13 protein-coding genes are annotated in these 16,778 nt (G+C 55.4%); 7 read left to right on the top strand and 6 right to left on the bottom strand.

Features of this window, described 5'->3' with window-relative positions; translation table 11 throughout:
• The first annotated feature begins 56 nt into the window (after positions 1-56).
• Positions 57-2,276 carry an EAL domain-containing protein gene (locus ACUTQ5_RS14625; protein WP_445651844.1) on the top strand — a complete coding sequence of 740 codons (2,220 nt, stop codon included), beginning with the start codon at positions 57-59 and terminating at the stop codon, positions 2,274-2,276.
• Positions 2,277-2,309: 33 nt separating this feature from the next.
• Here ACUTQ5_RS14625 and ppx read toward each other — a convergent pair whose 3' ends face one another.
• Both ppx and ppk1 read right to left on the bottom strand, forming a co-directional pair.
• A complete protein-coding gene (ppx, locus tag ACUTQ5_RS14620; protein ID WP_153859435.1) occupies positions 2,310-3,860 on the bottom strand; it encodes an exopolyphosphatase in 1,551 nt (516 codons plus the stop codon).
• Between the two features lie 10 nt (positions 3,861-3,870).
• Entirely contained in the window at positions 3,871-5,934 is a 2,064-nt protein-coding gene (ppk1, locus tag ACUTQ5_RS14615) for a polyphosphate kinase 1 (RefSeq protein ID WP_445651843.1), read from the bottom strand.
• 394 nt (positions 5,935-6,328) lie between these two features.
• Between ppk1 and ACUTQ5_RS14610 the strand changes: the two genes are divergently transcribed.
• From ACUTQ5_RS14610 to tnpA, 4 genes are all read left to right on the top strand, one after another.
• Entirely contained in the window at positions 6,329-8,503 is a 2,175-nt protein-coding gene (locus ACUTQ5_RS14610; protein ID WP_445651842.1) for an ABC transporter permease subunit, read from the top strand.
• On the top strand, positions 8,500-10,152 hold the full coding sequence (pstA, locus tag ACUTQ5_RS14605; RefSeq protein WP_445651841.1) for a phosphate ABC transporter permease PstA: 1,653 nt from the start codon (positions 8,500-8,502) through the stop codon (positions 10,150-10,152). Before ACUTQ5_RS14610 ends, pstA begins: the two co-directional genes overlap by 4 nt.
• A gap of 28 nt (positions 10,153-10,180) precedes the next feature.
• Complete coding sequence (gene pstB / locus ACUTQ5_RS14600) at positions 10,181-10,993, top strand: phosphate ABC transporter ATP-binding protein PstB (protein ID WP_445651840.1); 813 nt, start codon at positions 10,181-10,183, stop codon at positions 10,991-10,993.
• 160 nt (positions 10,994-11,153) lie between these two features.
• Positions 11,154-11,591 (top strand): IS200/IS605 family transposase, encoded by a 438-nt coding sequence (gene tnpA / locus ACUTQ5_RS14595; protein ID WP_445651879.1) that lies wholly within the window; start codon positions 11,154-11,156, stop codon positions 11,589-11,591.
• 65 nt (positions 11,592-11,656) lie between these two features.
• Here the strand turns inward: tnpA and speG are convergent, their stop codons facing one another.
• From speG to purM, 3 genes are all read right to left on the bottom strand, one after another.
• A complete protein-coding gene (gene speG, locus ACUTQ5_RS14590) occupies positions 11,657-12,211 on the bottom strand; it encodes a spermidine N1-acetyltransferase (RefSeq protein WP_062789534.1) in 555 nt (184 codons plus the stop codon).
• Between the two features lie 115 nt (positions 12,212-12,326).
• A complete protein-coding gene (purN, locus tag ACUTQ5_RS14585) occupies positions 12,327-12,965 on the bottom strand; it encodes a phosphoribosylglycinamide formyltransferase (RefSeq protein ID WP_445651839.1) in 639 nt (212 codons plus the stop codon).
• Positions 12,965-14,002, bottom strand: coding sequence for a phosphoribosylformylglycinamidine cyclo-ligase (gene purM / locus ACUTQ5_RS14580; protein WP_445651878.1), 1,038 nt, complete (start codon positions 14,000-14,002; stop codon positions 12,965-12,967). Before purM ends, purN begins: the two co-directional genes overlap by 1 nt.
• Before the next feature lie 255 nt (positions 14,003-14,257).
• On the opposite strand from purM, the gene upp reads away from it, so the two are divergent.
• Together upp and uraA are read left to right on the top strand one after the other, a co-directional pair.
• The gene (gene upp, locus ACUTQ5_RS14575) at positions 14,258-14,884 is read left to right on the top strand and encodes a uracil phosphoribosyltransferase (protein ID WP_006316899.1); all 627 of its coding nucleotides are present in this window, start codon (positions 14,258-14,260) and stop codon (positions 14,882-14,884) included.
• 121 nt (positions 14,885-15,005) lie between these two features.
• Positions 15,006-16,295 (top strand): uracil permease, encoded by a 1,290-nt coding sequence (uraA, locus tag ACUTQ5_RS14570; RefSeq protein ID WP_445651838.1) that lies wholly within the window; start codon positions 15,006-15,008, stop codon positions 16,293-16,295.
• Positions 16,296-16,512: 217 nt separating this feature from the next.
• On the opposite strand, the gene ACUTQ5_RS14565 is transcribed toward uraA, so the two are convergent.
• Positions 16,513-16,761, bottom strand: a complete 249-nt coding sequence (locus ACUTQ5_RS14565; protein WP_004951888.1) for a GlsB/YeaQ/YmgE family stress response membrane protein — start codon at positions 16,759-16,761, stop codon at positions 16,513-16,515.
• Between the last annotated feature and the right edge of the window lie 17 nt (positions 16,762-16,778).

Below are 16,778 nucleotides of genomic sequence, written 5' to 3'. Positions count from 1 at the left end.
TACCTTATTACCTGAACGCGCGAATGGAATTGCGCTCTGATGGACTCGTTATTTTTATGGTTAAGCCAATATTCTGGAAGCATTTACGCGAGCGCTGGTGGGGTTATCCCCTCATCTGGAGCTTGTTGTTGATTCCGTTCGCCGGTTGGTTGTCACCGCGCATTATGCTGCCCGAGGCTAAAGTCTACCTGCTTTATCTGCCACTGGCCGCCTGCATTGCGTTGTTGATGGTTTACGACTGGCGGGCACTGCCGGGCATTACCCTGGCCATCATGTTTCGATACGCGAGCCGACTGGGGCTGGAGATCGGCATATTGGTCACCTTGCTGTACCTGTTTTGCCTGATCCTGTGCTGGTTGGGGTATCGCAACCAGACTCAGCGTCGTTGGTGTGCGGCTCCCGGCGTACCGACCTTGGTCAAAGCGAGGTTGATCTGGTTGGTGGTACTGCCGGCGTTGCTGTTTGTTTTAGGTCTGAAACTGATGGTCGGTCTGGCACAAGTGCCTGACGAACTGGGGATGATGCCTGGCGATAGTGACTATTTGTTGGCTTTGGTCAATTTTCAGGCGTTGCTGCTGGGCTGCCTGTCCGCTATGCCGCTGTTCTACTTTATGTTGCGTCTGTTGAACAAGCCCAGGTTCGCACTGACGCTGTGGCGACGTTTTGGCCGTGAAATGGCACCCACTGCCGATAAAAAAGAGTTGTCTCTGTGGTTGCTGGTGCTGATCAGCATGGTGGCCTTGCTGTCCTACTACGCTAAATACGCCAATCCCCTGTTGCTGGGGGGCTATGGCCTGATCTTATTGCTGCCGGTGATGCTGTATGGTGCGATGCGCTTTGGCTATCAATTTAACTGTATTATCTGGTCTTCTACGCTGCTGGTGCTGTTTTTCCATTATCCCGGTTATGCGCAACGCGACAATTTATTGCATAACCTGGCGGTCATCTCTTCGATGATGGTAGTGTTTACCCTGTGCATCTACTTGATGTCGGCGCTCAATACCCGCCAGCGATTAAGTCATGCCAGAGCGCAAAGCGCTGCGCTGCAGGATCCGGTGATTGGCTTGGCTAACCTGCGGGCCCTCAAGCGCGATCTGACTCAGTCATTACCTTCAACGCTGTGTTTCCTGCGCGTTAGCGAGCTGGATTTGCTGAGCCGCAACTACGGTATGCAATTGCGTATCCGTTTCAAACAGCAATTGGCGGCACTGCTGCATCAGGTACTGGCACCCGGCGAGGGCGTTTATCATCTGCCGGGTTATGATCTGTTGCTGCGGGTGGATGGCGAAGACAGTGAAGAAAAGGTTTTGCAGATTTACCGCGTGCTGGAGAAATTCCGTCTTGTATGGAATGGCTTGCCACTCCATCCCCCGTTGGGATTAGGCTACTGCAGCGTGGATGCCGATTTCGAACATCTCTACGTTTTGCTGGGGGAACTTAGCTCGTTGGCTGAAGTATCATTGACCAGCGGCAAACCGGAGAGTGTGCAAAACGGTGGCCAAGGGGTGCAGGAGGAGATCAAGCGCAAGGTTGCGCTACTTCATGGCGTACAGCATTCGCTGGATAACGATGGGTTCATTCTAATGGCGCAGCCGATCGTGGGCCTGCGTGGTGACCGATATCATGAAATTCTGCTGCGCATGCGCGACGCGTGCGGAGAGATCATATCGCCTAATGATTTCCTGCCGGTGGCACATGAATTCGGCCTAGCCTATCGGCTGGATCTGTGGGTATTGCGCAATACGCTGAAATTTATGGATCAGCACCGCGTCGAACTGCCCAGCGCGCGCTTTGCGGTTAATCTGTCACCTTCTTCGCTGTGTCGGCCGATGTTACGCCACGATGTTAACAGCCTGCTGGAGCAGTACCAGATAGAGCCATACCAACTAACGCTGGAAGTTACTGAATCGCACCTGTTGCAGGATACGGCCTACGCCGGGACCAACTTGAAGGCACTGCGTGAGATGGGGTGTCGTATTGCGCTGGATGATTTCGGGACCGGCTATGCCAGCTATGACCGGCTGAAGATGTTGCCGGTCGACATGTTGAAAATCGACGGCAGTTTCGTGCGTGACATGCTGACCAATCCGGTGGATTTCCAGGTGATTACGTCTATCTGCAAGGTTGCGCGCATGAAGCGGCTGACGATAGTGGCGGAATATGTGGAAAGCATGGAGCAGTTGGTCGCGCTGAAAGGGGTTGGCGTGGACTATATGCAGGGCTACTTCATCGGCAAGCCACAGCCTTTGCTGACGCTGTTACCGACACCGCGTTGAGTGTTGCCCCCCGACAGGCAGGGGGCGACAGACTCAGGCAGAGCGTTGCTCGTTTTGGGTATCTTCTTCTTCGCAAATCAGCTTCCAGCCGACGACGTCATTCCAGTAGGCCTGTTCACGTTCGAGATCCAGTTGCACCAGGTTGTTTAACGCCAGATAACCGGCCGGGAAACGCAGCGTCCAGTGATTATCGTCGGTACTCAGGCGCAGCGTCTCGGGGGTGGTGGTCGACTGACGCTGGTTGTTGAGCAGGGTGCTCAAACGCAGCAGTTGGATCAGCGGCAGGTAATGCTTTTTCTTGAACAGGTTCAGCCGCGGCAGTTCTTCCAGCTTGATCCCCTTGCGGTGGAAACGTACCAGCGCTGCCAGCAGCAACTGCTGCTCCTGATTAAAGCCAGGCAGGTTGGTGTTTTGCAGAATATAGGCCGAATGGCGATGCATGCCGCTGTGATTGATGCTCAAGCCCACCTCATGCAGCATGGCGGCCCATTTCAACAGCGCTTCCAACTGCGGATTTGCCAGCTTGGTGTTTTGCGCCATCCACTGGGCGTACAGCAGTTCGGTGGTTTCCAGCACCCGCTTGGCCTGCTCACGATCGATATTGTAGTGATCGGCCAGACTTTTGGCGGTACGGCTGCGGATATCCTGATGGCGGAAACGGCCCTCCATCTCGTACAGCACGCCTTCGCGTAGTGCACCGTCGGAAAGGCGCAGATCGCGGATTGCCAGTGCGTCGAACACGCCGCACAAGATGGCCAGACCCGGTACAAACACCGACTGACGGTCTTCCGACAGCCCCGGCAGGCTGAGCGAACTGAAGCTTTTAAACTGCAATACCTGTTCTGCCAGCATTTCCAGGCGTTCCAGGGTGATCAGGCCATCTTTTTCGCCCATCTCCACCAGCACTTCGTGCGCGGCCTTGATGGTGCCGGAGGCACCCAATGCGTATTGCCAGCCCTGAATACGATACTGCCAGGCCAGGGTTTCCAGCTTCTGTGCCGCTGCTAGGCGCGCACGTTTGAAATTGTTTTTGCTGATTTCACCGCCTGGGAAAAACTGCTGAGCAAAGCTGACGCAGCCCATGCGGCGGCTTTCCGCCAGCAGCGGCTCAAAGTCTTCACCGATCACCAGCTCAGTGGAACCTCCACCGATATCGATCACCAGCTTACGGCCTTTTTCCGGCTGGGTGTGTTCCACGCCCATGAAGATCAGACGCGCTTCTTCCTGCCCGGCGATGATTTCAATCGGGTAGGGGATCACTTTGGCTGCACGTTTGAGAAACACTTCCGCGTTAACGGCCTGACGCAGGGTGTGAGTACCGACGATGGTGACGTTATCCGCCGGGAAGCCCTGCAGCCGTTCGGCAAACAGCGCCAGGCAGGCCAGTCCACGTTCTATTGCCTCTTCACTGAGCACATTGTTGCTGTCCAATCCATCGGCGAGGTGGACCCGTTGTTTTAAACGGCCCAATACCTGTAAAGCGCCGTTAACGACGCGGGCAATCACCATATGGAAGCTGTTCGACCCGAGGTCGATGGCAGCAATTTCCTGCGGTTTGTTTGTTGCAGTGCTTTTTAGCGGCATAGTTGCTGGCCTACTGTCCTGGTTGTTCCAGAGCTTTTAAATACTCGTAAATGGCAACCTGAGAACGGACTTTACGGCGGTTGCCGCGCGGTACGTACTGGTTACTCAGTTCTTTATCGAGGTAACGTGCCTTGACCGTGTCGCTGAACAGGATTTCCAGAATATCCAGAACCCGTTGTTTCAGCGTTGGATCAAGCAGCGAGACCGCGACTTCGATGCGGTAATCTATGTTACGGGTCATCCAGTCGGCAGAGGACAGATAAACCAGTTTGTCACCTTTGTTTTCGAAAACGTAAACCCGGTCGTGTTCCAGATAGCGGTCGACGATGCTGATTACTTGAATATTGTCACTGATCCCCGGCAGGTTGGGAATCAAAGAACACATCCCTCGCACCAACAGGCGGATTTTTACACCGGCGCCGGATGCGGTATATAACCTATCTACTAGCCCTTTATCCACCAGATTGTTGATTTTCAGCATAATGCCGGCGGGAAGCCCGGCCTCGGCATTGGCAATTTCCCGGTCGATCAACTCATACAGCTTCAGACGCGAGTTCTGCGGCGACACCATCAGATTGTCGAAGGTAACCGGCCGGTACGGGTTTTCGATAAAGTTAAACACCCGACGCACTTCGTTGGTGATGCGTGAGTCGGCGGTTAGCAATGAATAGTCGGTATAAATACGCGCGGTTTTCTCGTTAAAGTTGCCGGTACCGATATGAGCATAGCGCACAATCTCGCCGCCTTCACGGCGTGAGATCAGGAACAGTTTGGCGTGGATTTTCAGGCCCGGAGCAGAGAAGATTACGTGCACGCCGGCTTCTGTCAGGCGCTTGGCCCAGTGGATGTTGGCCTCTTCATCAAAACGTGCCTGCAGCTCTACCACTACCGTGACTTTCTTGCCGTTGTGGGCGGCGTGGATCATCGATTCGATAATGCGCGAGTCTTTCGCCACGCGGTAAATATTGATTTTTATCGCCAGCACGCTGGGGTCAAACGACGCCTGACGCACCAGTTCCAGCACGTGTTCAAAGGTGTGGTACGGGTAGTAAAGCAGCACGTCCTGTTCGCGGATGGCGTCAAAACCGTTGCGGAACTTTTCGAACCAGGTATGGCGCAGGCGCGGCAGCGGCTTGTTGACCAGATTGGCCTTGCCGACGTTCGGGAAGCTGATAAAGTCTTTAAAGTTATGATAGCGGCCACCGGCGATCACCGAGTCGTAGTTGGAGATACCCAGCTTACCGCGCAGCAATTCCACCATTTCATTCGGCATGTCACGCTGATAAACAAAACGCACCGGTTCGGCGGTCAAGCGCTGCTTCAGGCTGGAGGACATCAGTTCCAGCAGGCTCGATTCCATCTCGGTGACCAGATCGTATTCCGCGTCGCGAGTCATTTTCATCGAATAGGCATTGAGCGCGTCGTAGTCGAAGAAGCCCTTGAAAATATCGTCCAGGCAGTAGCGCAGAATGTTGTCCAGCAGGATCATTGGTTTGCGACGGCGCGGGGCTTCCGGCGGCAGGTTGACGAAGCGCGGTACCTTATCGGACGGGATCTCCAGCAGCGCGTACTCGATATGAACTCCACGGATAATCTCCACCGCCAGATAGGTGTAATCGTCCTTCAGGAACTGCACCAGGTTGGTTTCGTGATTGATCAGGATGGGTGTGATGTGCTGGCGCAGATGCTGCTTGAAGTATTGTCGCAGCCAGATTTGCTGGTTCTCCGACACCTGACGTTCGTTGATCAGGAAGATCTGATTACGCGCCATTTCCAGCAGCAAATCGTTATACAGGCTGTCGAATTCTTGATCGGTTTTTAATACCTTGGCCTGGATCTTTTTCAGCAGATGGCGTGATGCGCCGCCAGAGCCTTGTTCTTCGCTGATCAGAATGCGTCGTTTGAGATCGGCAAAGCGGACCTTATAGAACTCGTCAAGGTTATTGGAGTAAATGCCCAGAAAACGCATGCGCTCAATCAGGGGATTGCTCTTATCTGCGGCTTCCTGCAATACGCGTTCATTAAAGGATAACCAGCTTAGTTCTTTTTCGATGTAGAGCTTTTCCTGACCCATTGCCACTCCAGTTCAATTTTAGAAAAGGATCCGGGACGCAGCCCGGATGCCGCTTCAGTGTCCTTCATCATTATTGCGAGAGATTGACAGGAAAGTCCAACATATCCATTACCCTGGCTCGAGGCATTTTAAGGCGTAAAAATATTTTCTGCGGCGTTGGCATCCTGTGCCATTACCAACTGGCATAAAATGGCGAATTTCATGCTTTCTTTTTATAGATGTGAAAGGGTTTATCATCATTTTTCAGCAATATATGTGATTAATAATGCTTATTTGTAGCCGAAAGTTCGCCGCACTCGGCGGGCAACTTTGTCATGCAAACGTCATAAAACTGACATAAGATGCCCGGTTATTCTATGGCGCAAGCCTGCTTACATCAGCGACAGCGAGAGACATGGCACAGACTACGGTAAACCAACATCCCCGGGATCGGCTGCGTGCACGCATCGACCGTAGCGTGCAGGCGGCCGTGACCGTTAGCGGGCTGCTGGTGCTGATGACGTTAATGCTGATCTTCGTTTACTTGCTGTTTGCGGTGCTGCCGCTGTTTAAACCGGCGGCGATGGGGCAGGCAAAGCCGTTACCGATTAGCGCCACCGCGCCTGCGCTGGCACTGGGCATGGATGTGCAGCAACGGATCGGCTATCGCATTGATACGCAGGGTCTAGGGCAGTTTTACTCCCTGACGCAGCAGGGCTCCGCCGGGGCCGGCTCACCGCTGACGCAGCAGCCATTGCTGACCAATCCGACGTTACTGACCCAGGCGGCTGGGGAACGTGACCTGTTTGCCTTGGCGCAGGCCGATGGTCGCTTTATCGTTACCAGTGTGGATTTTGCCGCCGCGAGCGCCTCTGCACCCCGGTGGCTGTTCCCACTGGGGCAACGACCATTGGCGCTGGATAAACAGGGGCGCCCCCTGACGTTGTTGGCACTGTCTGAAGCGCGGCACGGTCAGTATTTGCTGGCCGGGGTTACCGAAGACCGGCGTTTGGTGTTTGGCCGTTTTGGCGGCAACCAGGCGCCGCAACTGAGTGAAAGCTCGCTGGAGAGCGCGGTGCAGCAGTTGGTGCTGACGCCGGACGGCCGTCAGTTGTATCTGCTGTCGGGTAACCGACTGGCGCGCTATCAAATTAACGACACCCAGTTACAGCTTAAAGAAACGCGTATCCTTGGCAATCGCACTCCCTATCAACTGACGGCCTTGCCCGGCGGCAGCGCGTTATTGATCGAAGCGGCTGACGGTAGCCTGCGTGAGTGGTTTGATGTCAAAAAAGATCGGCGCTGGCAACTGACGCCGGTGCAGCATTTCGACCATCAGTCCGAACCACGGGATTTGCTGGTGGCCGAACCTTATCGTCGGGTGTTCGCTACCCTGAGACCCGACGGTGGCTTCTCGCTGTTTTCCAGCATTCAGCCGCAGCCATTGTTGAATGGCAGGTTGAGCACTGGCGTACAACAAATGGCGTTTGCTCCGCGTGGTGACGGCCTGTTGCTGGAAACGGCGCAGGGCTGGCAGCATTATCCAATCGATAACCCTTATCCCGACGTCACCTGGCGCTCACTGTGGCACAAGGTGTGGTATGAGAATTACCCCGAACCTGCCTATGTTTGGCAATCCACTTCTGGTGAGGACAGCTATCAGGCCAAGTTCAGCCTGATGCCGGTCATTTTTGGCACCTTTAAGGCGGCAGCCTATGCCATGCTGTTTGCCATTCCGCTGGCGTTGGCCGGGGCTATTTATACCGCCTATTTCATGTCGGCCGGACTGCGGCGGGTGATCAAGCCGGCTATTGAGGTAATGGGCGCGCTGCCAACTGTGGTGATTGGGCTGGTGGCCGGTATCTGGCTGGCGCCGGTGATTGAACATTATCTTTTGGCGGTGTTATCGCTGCCGCTGTTGTTGGCGGCGGTGGTGCTGGCCTGCGGCGCTCTGGTGAACAAGCTGGCCCCGCGCCGCTTGCCGCCGGGTATGGATCTGCTGATCCTGCTGCCGCTGATAATACTGACCGTCTGGCTGGCGTTCAACGTGGGGCCGTGGCTGGAGGTAAAACTGTTTGGTGAGCCGCTGCATTTCTGGCTGGGCGATGATTACGACCAGCGCAATGCACTGGTGGTGGGTGTGGCAATGGGCTTTGCACTGGTGCCGATCATCTTCTCACTGGCGGAAGACGCCTTGTTCAGCGTACCGGCTACTCTGAGCCAGGGATCGCTGGCGTTGGGTGCGACCCAGTGGCAAACCGTGATGCGGGTGGTGTTGCCTTCGGCCAGCGCCGGTATTTTTTCGGCGCTGATGATCGGCTTTGGCCGTGCTGTAGGTGAAACCATGATTGTACTGATGGCGACCGGCAACACGCCGGTGATTGACGGTAGCCTGTTCCAGGGCTTGCGCGCCCTGGCGGCCAATATCGCCATCGAAATGCCGGAGGGGGTGGCCGACAGCAGCCATTACCGGGTGCTGTTCCTGACCGCACTGGTGCTGTTTATTTTCACCTTTGTCTTCAACACGCTGGCGGAGGCTGTCCGTCTGCGTCTGCGTAAACGCTATACCCTGAATCAGGAGGCGCCATGAGGCTTTGGGCCAAGAGCGGTTCGCCGTGGATCTGGCTGACCGCCGGATCGGTGGCCGTCAGCCTGCTGGCGTTGATCGGCATTATGCTGTTGCTGGCCGGGCAGGGGATGCGCTATTTCTGGCCTAGCCCGGTTTACCTGTTTGAACTCAATCAGAGCGCAGCAGGACCGGTGACCATGATTGGCGAACTGTACCAACGGCAGAGCATTCCGCGCCGTCAATTGCAGGAGTCCGGCGTGGCCTTGCCGCCAGGAGATGCGCAGAGTTTTGAGCGCTATCTGATCAAAGTGGGCAATCGTGACAGTGAAGGGCAGGACTTCCGCACGCTGCTGGCCAGCGATATTCTGCGGCAGAGCACGCCGCGCGATCTGCTGGTGCTGGAGCGCAACAGCAACGGCACCGCTTATGGCTATTTGGCGGGGATGCTGGAAGACGGCCAGCCTTTGACCGGGCGCAATATCAACCAGGCACTGCAGCAGCGTTTGCCGCAGATTGCCGCGCTTTCGCGGCAGGCGCACGACATTCAATTTCGCGATATGGCGCGTATCAACCAACAGTTTGACGCGTTGCGGCTGCGGGAGAAAAGCCTGCTACATGGCGACAAGCTCGACGCCCGTGCTCAGGCCTCCATCAACGCTGAGAGGCTGGAGCTGCAACGTCAGTATCGGTTGCTGTCGGATCGACTGGAAGGTTTGAACCGCGATCGTCACCGTGATGCGCTGTTGCTGCGAGACATGCACGGGCAGGTTCATACCATTGCGCTCAGCCAGGTGCGTGATGCCTGGTATCCCAATGCAATGAACACCACCCAGAAGCTGGTGCACTGGGCCGAGCAGGTGAAGAAATTCCTCAGCGACAGCCCGCGTGAGGCCAATACCGAAGGCGGCGTGTTCCCGGCGATTTTCGGCACCGTGCTGATGGTGATCCTGATGTCGATGGTGGTGATGCCGTTTGGCGTAATCGCTGCCGTTTACTTGCACGAGTACGCCGGCAATAATCTGCTGACACGGCTGATCCGTATTGCGGTGGTGAATCTGGCTGGCGTACCGTCGATTGTCTACGGAGTGTTTGGTCTGGGCTTCTTTGTTTATATGATTGGCGGCACGCTCGATCAACTGTTCTTCCCTGAATCGTTGCCTAACCCGACTTTTGGCACGCCGGGCGTGTTGTGGGCGGCATTGACGCTGGCGCTGCTGACGCTGCCGGTAGTGATTGTCGCCACCGAAGAGGGGCTGTCGCGTATTCCTGCCTCTCTGCGTCAGGGGTCGTTGGCCTTGGGGGCCAGCCGGGCGGAAACGCTGTGGCGCATTGTGTTACCCATGGCAGCACCCGCGATGATGACTGGCTTGATCCTGGCGGTAGCGCGCGCCGCTGGAGAGACCGCGCCGCTGATGCTGGTGGGCGTGGTGAAATCCGTGCCGGTGCTGCCGGTAGATGATATTTTCCCGTATCTGCATCTGGAGCGGAAGTTTATGCACCTGAGCTTCCAGATTTACGATATGGCCTTCCAGAGCCCGAGCGTAGAAGCCGCCCGGCCACTGGTGTTTGCCACCGCCTTCCTGTTGGTGGCGATTGTGGTGGGATTGAATCTGGCGGCGATGGGGATCCGCCATTCGCTAAGGGAGCGGTACAAAGCATGGTCGCAGTAACAATAAAGCTCTTGCTGGAGAGTGCCCAATGGGTTTGATGACGCCAGGCAGTTTGCCCCGGCTGGATGTCCAGCATCTTGGTGATGAAGATACCGCGTTGGCGGTAAAGGATCTCAAGTTGTTTTATGGTGAGAAGCAGGTACTGCACGATATTTCACTGCGTATCCCGAAACACAGGGTGACGGCGCTGATCGGCCCCTCCGGCTGCGGTAAATCGACGCTGCTGCGCTGTTTCAACCGCATGAATGATTTGGTGGACAACTGCCGGATCGAAGGCGATTTGCAACTGAACGGTCAAAGCATTGGTGGCGCGCAAATCGACGTTGCGGCGTTAAGACGGCGGGTCGGCATGGTGTTCCAGCGTCCGAATCCCTTCCCGAAGTCAATCTATGAAAACGTGGTTTATGGCCTGCGGCTACAGGGCGTGCGCGATCGACGCATCCTTGATGAAGCGGTGGAGCGTTCGCTGCGTGCTGCGGCGTTGTGGCACGAGGTAAAAGACCGGCTGCGCGAGAACGCGTTTCGCCTTTCCAGCGGCCAGCAACAGAGATTGGTGATTGCGCGGGCGATCGCCATTGAACCGGAAGTGCTGCTGCTCGATGAACCGACCTCGGCACTGGATCCGATCTCCACGCTAACCATTGAAGAGCTGATTTCCGCGCTGAAGCAGCATTACAGCGTGGTGTTGGTGACGCACAACATGCAGCAGGCGGCACGCGTCTCGGATTACACGGCGTTTATTCACCAGGGCCGATTGGTGGAATACAACGACACCGACGACATCTTTACTTCACCGCGCCAGCGCCGCACCGAGGATTATATTACCGGGCGTTACGGTTGAACTATCCTGCGCAAATGAATAAGGGGCGTATTCCTTTTATTGTCAGCCCTAAACCACCTCCTGGGGAGGTGGTGATTGTCCCTGTGAGGCTCTAGCCTGAAGGAAGCCCATGCCAGAAAATTCCAGCTTACTCACCACAAGTAAGAAGGAAATCACTGACATGAACAGTTATAGAAGTTCAGCACATGTGTTCTGGCGTTGCAAATATCACTTGGTTTGGACGCCAAAGCATCGTTATAAAATCTTAACAGGGGCAGTAGGGAAAGAGCTTTACCGTTCAATTTACATACCGTGCAATATGAAAGATTGCGAGATATTGGAATTGAATGTGCAGTCAGATCACGTCCATCTGGTTGTGATGATGCCACCTAAACTCTCGCTCTCCACGTTAATGGGCGTCCTGAAAGGACGCAGCGCTATCCGTCTTTACAATAAATTCCCGCATATACGAAAGAAGCTGTGGGGGAATCACTTTTGGGCAAGGGGTTACTTTGCAGATACTGTTGGAGTGAACGAAGAAATTATCAGGCGTTATGTGAGGTATCAGGATAAGAAGGACCAAGAATACGAACAGCAAATGGAGTTGTTACAGGATTAAAACGGACAATGCTCCCTTCTAGGGAGCCCCATTTAAAGCCACCTCTTCAAGAGGTGGATTTTTGCTCACTTAACCAAAGGTTTATCGCTGGCCGGGGTTTTAAACTTCGCCAGATACTGCGGCTGGAAGATGCACATGCGCAGCACGGTGCGGTATTCGCCGTTGACGAAGAATTCGTCAATCAGTTCGCCTTCGACTTCGAAGCCCAGCTTGCTGTAGATGTGGATCGCCTTCGGGTTTTCTTTGTCGACGATCAGATACAGCTTGTACAGGTTCAGCACCGAGAAGCCGTAATCCATCGCCAGCTTGGCGGCGGTGCTGGCGTAGCCTTTGCCCTGATGGGCCGGATCGATGATGATCTGGAATTCTGCGCGGCGGTGGATGTGGTCGATCTCCACCAGTTCCACCAGCCCGACCTTGGCACCTTCGTGGGCGATGATAAAACGCCGTTCGCTCTGATCGTGAATGTGTTTGTCGTAGAGATCGGAAAGCTCGACAAAGGCTTCGTAAGGTTCTTCAAACCAATAGCGCATCACGCTGGCGTTGTTGTCCATCTGGTGGACGAACGCCAGATCATCCCGTTCCAATGGACGTAGCCTGACGCTGGTAGTGCTGGACATGTTTATTCCTCTATGTCGTGAAATTGCGCAAAGTATAACTTCAGGGCCGGCATTGCGGCGAAAAAAAACGGCGCCGTGAGAGGCGCCGTTTAGCGGGGGGGTTCAGGTTGCGCCATCAGTCGGCGGCGTGCCCCTGTTCGGGCAGGCGCTTGCCATCGAGCCAGGCCCCGTCATCACGCATCGCCAGCCGACCTTCGACGAACCAGTTCACCACCAGCGGATAAATCAGGTGTTCCTGTGTTTGCACTCGCTCAACCACCTCGTCTTCCTCGTCGCCGGGGAAGATCGGCACCTTGGCTTGCAAAATCACCGGGCCGCCGTCGAGCTGTTCGGTCACGAAGTGCACCGAGGTGCCGTGTTCGCTGTCACCGTTGTCGATGGCTTGCCGGTGGGTGTGCAACCCAGGGTATTTCGGCAGTAGGGAAGGGTGGATGTTCAGCATACGTCCGGCAAAGTGTTGCACGAATTGCGGGCTGAGAATGCGCATATAGCCGGCCAGCACCACCAAATCCGGTTGATACTGGTCAATGGCTTCTGCCAGTGCGACGTCAAACGCCGCGCGGTCGGCAAAGGCCTTGGCATCCAGCGCATGGGCGGCAATGCCTGCCGCTTCTGCGCGTTGCAGGCCGTAAGCCTGAGCCTTGTTGCTGAACACCGCCACAATCTCGGCGGCAATCCGGCCCTGCTGGCAGGCGTCAATCAGTGCCTGGAGATTGCTCCCCTGGCCGGAGACCAACACCACGATCTTTTTCATCAGTTGATGACCACTTGTTGTTCGTCGGAAGAAGCGGTCAGTTTACCGATTTTCCACGCTTTTTCACCGGCTGCGGTCAACAATGCGATGGCTTGCTCAACGGATTCTTCCGGCAGTGCGATCACCATGCCCACACCACAGTTAAAGGTGCGGTACATTTCGTGGCGGCTGACGTTACCGGCCTGCTGCAGCCAGTTGAAGACGGCCGGCCACTGCCAGCTGGATTCGTCGATCACCGCCTGCATGCCTTCCGGCAGTACGCGTGGGATGTTTTCCCAGAAGCCGCCGCCGGTCAGGTGAGCGATAGCGTGTACGTCGATTTTCTCGATCAGTTCCAGTATCGATTTCACGTAAATCTTGGTCGGCTCCAGCAGGTGGTCAGCCAGCGGTTTGCCTGAAAGTAAGGTGGTGGTTGGATCGGTGTTGCTGACTTCCAGGATTTTGCGCACCAGCGAGTAGCCGTTGGAGTGCGGGCCGGAAGCGCCCAGCGCGATCAATGCGTCACCGGACTGCACCTTGCTGCCGTCGATGATTTCGGATTTCTCGACCACGCCGACGCAAAAGCCGGCCACATCGTAATCTTCGCCGTGGTACATACCCGGCATTTCGGCGGTTTCACCGCCCACCAACGCACAACCGGACTGCTTGCAGCCTTCGGCGATGCCGGTGATGACGCTGGCCGCAGTGTCCACGTCCAGTTTGCCGGTGGCAAAGTAATCCAGGAAGAACAGCGGCTCAGCGCCCTGTACCACCAGGTCGTTCACACACATTGCAACCAGATCGATGCCGATGGTGTCGTGGCGTTTCAGGTCCATCGCCAGACGCAGCTTGGTGCCTACGCCGTCGGTACCGGAAACCAGGATCGGCTCGCGGTATTTCTGCGGCAACGCACACAGGGCGCCAAAACCGCCCAGACCACCCATCACTTCCGGGCGGCGGGTCTGTTTAACTACACCTTTGATGCGGTCTACCAATGCATTGCCAGCATCGATATCGACACCTGCGTCTTTATAGCTGAGAGAGGTTTTGTCGGTCACTGCGCGATCCCCACGACGGTTTGCGGTTTGAAAACTGTGCATCCGGCATTGATTCCGGACTAAGGCGCGGCAATTCTAACAGCGCAGGCAAACGTTTGCGAGTGGCTTGTGAACCAGCTCCGCTTTTTCGTCATCTATACTGTTATTCAATCTTTTGTTGATCCCGATAGGGCTATTGTGGGTGGCGCAGTCGGCAAAAGGAGGTATAATCCGGCGATTTTTTTGGCCGTTAACCACCTTAATAGGAGAAAAATGATGAAGATCGTTGAGGTGAAACACCCGCTGGTGAAACACAAGCTTGGCCTGATGCGTGAAAATGACATCAGCACCAAACGCTTCCGTGAGCTGGCCTCTGAAGTGGGTAGTTTGCTGACCTATGAAGCGACCGCCGATCTGGAGACGGAAAAAGTCACCATCGAAGGTTGGTGTGGGCCGGTTGAAATAGACCAGATTAAAGGGAAAAAAATTACCGTTGTGCCGATCCTGCGTGCAGGTCTGGGCATGATGGAAGGGGTGCTGGAGCACGTCCCGAGCGCGCGTATCAGCGTGGTTGGCGTTTACCGTGACGAAGAAACCCTGGAGCCGGTGCCGTATTTCCAAAAGTTGGTTTCCAACATCGAAGAGCGTCTGGCGCTGGTGGTTGACCCGATGCTGGCGACCGGTGGCTCGATGATCGCCACTATCGATCTGCTGAAGAAAGCCGGCTGCAACAGCATCAAGGTGCTGGTACTGGTCGCAGCACCGGAAGGTATCGCTGCGCTGGAGAAAGCGCATCCGGACGTCGAACTGTACACCGCCTCCATCGACCAATGTCTGAACGAGAAAGGGTACATCGTGCCAGGCTTGGGTGATGCCGGCGACAAGATATTTGGTACCAAGTAAGAAATTTAGCCGACTTATGAGTCGGCTTTTTTATGCTCTTTGTCTTCCAGGATACGGCGTTGTTAGTTTGCCGCCTGGCTGCAATTTGAAATCCATCGGGTAAAAATTAGAGGATAATCCCATGACACGTCGCGTCATCGGCGTCAGTGAACGCCCGCCGCTACTGCAGACCATTCCGCTCAGCTTCCAGCATCTGTTCGCCATGTTTGGCGCTACCGTGCTGGTGCCAATCCTGTTCAAGATCAATCCGGCGACGGTGTTGCTGTTTAACGGCATCGGCACGCTGCTGTATTTGTTTATCTGCAAGGGCAAGATACCGGCCTATCTCGGTTCCAGCTTTGCCTTTATCTCCCCGGTATTGTTGTTGCTGCCATTGGGTTATGAAGTGGCGTTGGGTGGTTTCATCATGTGCGGGGTGCTGTTCTGCCTGGTGGGGCTGCTGGTCAAAAAAGCCGGTACCGGCTGGCTGGACGTGATATTCCCACCGGCGGCGATGGGGGCGATTGTCGCGGTGATAGGTCTGGAACTGGCGGGTGTGGCGGCCAATATGGCGGGCCTGCTGCCAGCCGACGGCGTTAGCGCGGATACCACGACCATAACCATTTCGCTGGTGACGCTGGGCGTGACCATCCTGGGCTCCGTGCTGTTCCGCGGTTTTCTGGCGATTATCCCGATCCTGATTGGCGTGCTGGTGGGCTATGCGCTGTCGTTCTTTATGGGCGTGGTGGATTTAACTCCGATCCGTGAAGCGCACTGGTTTGCTCTGCCGACTTTCTACACGCCACGTTTTGAATGGTTTGCCATCTTTACCATCCTGCCCGCGGCGCTGGTAGTGATCGCCGAGCATGTCGGTCATCTGGTGGTGACGGCCAATATCGTGAAAAAAGACCTGCTGCGTGACCCTGGTTTGCACCGTTCCATGTTTGCCAACGGCATCTCGACGGTGATCTCCGGCTTCTTCGGATCAACGCCCAACACCACCTACGGTGAGAATATCGGCGTGATGGCCATCACCAAGGTTTACAGCACCTGGGTGATCGGTGGTGCGGCGGTTCTGGCGATCCTGCTTTCCTGCGTTGGCAAGTTGGCGGCGGCCATTCAGGCGGTGCCGGTGCCGGTTATGGGCGGTGTATCCCTGCTGTTGTATGGGGTGATTGGTGCGTCCGGTATTCGCGTGTTGATTGAATCCAAGGTGGATTACAACAAGGCACAGAACCTGATCCTGACTTCGGTGATCCTGATTATCGGTGTCAGCGGGGCTAAAGTTCATATCGGGGCCGCCGAGCTGAAAGGCATGGCGCTGGCGACCATTGTTGGTATCGGTCTTAGCCTGCTGTTTAAGGTGATCGGCCTGTACCGCAAGGAAGAGGTCGTGATAGAAGAGCCGGATGAACCCGCCGAACAGAAATAATGAATGAAAAACGGGCAGTCCATGGACTGCCCGTTAGGTTACTGACAAAGCAGGAAAAAGCGTGGTTTTTCCTGCTTTGTGGTGATCAGCCGAAAATCAATAAATTGATTTTCCTGATTTTTATTTATCGGCCTCTACTCGCTCTGGGCAGGAATGCGGTTTGTCATCAGTCTGACGGGCAGTCCATGGACTGCCCGTTTTGTTAATACGCAAGAAATTAGCTGCGGATTTTGCGGTAAACAAACAGCACCACGATGGCGCCAATTACGGCGACCACGAAGCTACCGAAGTTGAAACCGTCAACCTTGCCGTAGCCGAAGAAGGTGCTGATATAGCCCCCCACCACAGCGCCGACGATCCCTAATACGATGGTCAGAATAAAACCACCGCCGTCTTTGCCCGGCATAATCCACTTGGCTAAAATGCCGGCGATCAGGCCGAAGATAATCCAGGAAATAATCCCCATTTACCGCTCCTTTGTTG

Source organism: Serratia sp. NA_112.1, from assembly GCF_052691715.1.
Note: the sequence above shows the minus strand (reverse complement) of the source record. Positions and strands in the feature narration are given on the sequence as shown.

Bases quoted from the DNA above. Each gene is read 5' to 3' on its own strand.
- ACUTQ5_RS14625 (WP_445651844.1), top strand. From the start codon at position 57: ATGGTTAAGCCAATATTCTGGAAGCATTTACGCGAGCGCTGGTGGGGT.
- ppx (WP_153859435.1), bottom strand. From the start codon at position 3,860: ATGCCGCTAAAAAGCACTGCAACAAACAAACCGCAGGAAATTGCTGCC.
- ppk1 (WP_445651843.1), bottom strand. From the start codon at position 5,934: ATGGGTCAGGAAAAGCTCTACATCGAAAAAGAACTAAGCTGGTTATCC.
- ACUTQ5_RS14610 (WP_445651842.1), top strand. From the start codon at position 6,329: ATGGCACAGACTACGGTAAACCAACATCCCCGGGATCGGCTGCGTGCA.
- pstA (WP_445651841.1), top strand. From the start codon at position 8,500: ATGAGGCTTTGGGCCAAGAGCGGTTCGCCGTGGATCTGGCTGACCGCC.
- pstB (WP_445651840.1), top strand. From the start codon at position 10,181: ATGGGTTTGATGACGCCAGGCAGTTTGCCCCGGCTGGATGTCCAGCAT.
- tnpA (WP_445651879.1), top strand. From the start codon at position 11,154: ATGAACAGTTATAGAAGTTCAGCACATGTGTTCTGGCGTTGCAAATAT.
- speG (WP_062789534.1), bottom strand. From the start codon at position 12,211: ATGTCCAGCACTACCAGCGTCAGGCTACGTCCATTGGAACGGGATGAT.
- purN (WP_445651839.1), bottom strand. From the start codon at position 12,965: ATGAAAAAGATCGTGGTGTTGGTCTCCGGCCAGGGGAGCAATCTCCAG.
- upp (WP_006316899.1), top strand. From the start codon at position 14,258: ATGAAGATCGTTGAGGTGAAACACCCGCTGGTGAAACACAAGCTTGGC.
- uraA (WP_445651838.1), top strand. From the start codon at position 15,006: ATGACACGTCGCGTCATCGGCGTCAGTGAACGCCCGCCGCTACTGCAG.
- ACUTQ5_RS14565 (WP_004951888.1), bottom strand. From the start codon at position 16,761: ATGGGGATTATTTCCTGGATTATCTTCGGCCTGATCGCCGGCATTTTA.